We start from the raw sequence: 561 nt of genomic DNA, 5'->3' as shown, positions 1-561 counted from the left end.
TTACGCCGTCAGCCCGTCCGGTTCGGTCAACCCGTTGGCGCGGCAGCAGGCGGTGACGGTGTTGGCCAGCAGACAGGCGATGGTCATAGGGCCGACGCCGCCGGGGACCGGGGTGATGGCGCCCGCCACCTCGGCGCAGCTGTCATAGTCGCAATCGCCCACCAGCCGCGTCTTGCCCTCGCCCTTTTCCGGCGCATCAATGCGGTTGATGCCGATGTCGATCACCGTGGCGCCGGATTTGATCCAGTCTCCCGGCACCATATTCGGGCGTCCCACGGCGGCCACAACGATATCGGCACGGCGCACCACATCCGCCAGATCGCGGGTGCGCGAATGGGCGATGGTGACGGTGCAGCTGTCGCCCAGCAGCAGCTGCGCCATCGGTTTGCCAACGATGTTGGAGCGCCCGATCACCACCGCATCCAGCCCCGACAGCGACCCATGGTGGTCGCGCAGCATCATCAGACAGCCCAGCGGCGTGCAAGGCACCATGGACTTCTGCCCCGTGCCCAGCAGCCCCACATTCGAGATATGGAACCCGTCCACATCCTTGGCCGGATC

1 pseudogene is annotated in these 561 nt (G+C 66.5%); it reads right to left on the bottom strand.

The annotated features are described in order from the left end of the window. Positions 1-561: pseudogene (locus ACN5AZ_RS18720) on the bottom strand (bifunctional methylenetetrahydrofolate dehydrogenase/methenyltetrahydrofolate cyclohydrolase); the annotation flags it as partial.

Source organism: Sagittula sp. SSi028, from assembly GCF_048553715.1.
GTDB lineage: Bacteria > Pseudomonadota > Alphaproteobacteria > Rhodobacterales > Rhodobacteraceae > Sagittula.
This window is presented reverse-complemented; position numbering and strand designations above follow the sequence as displayed.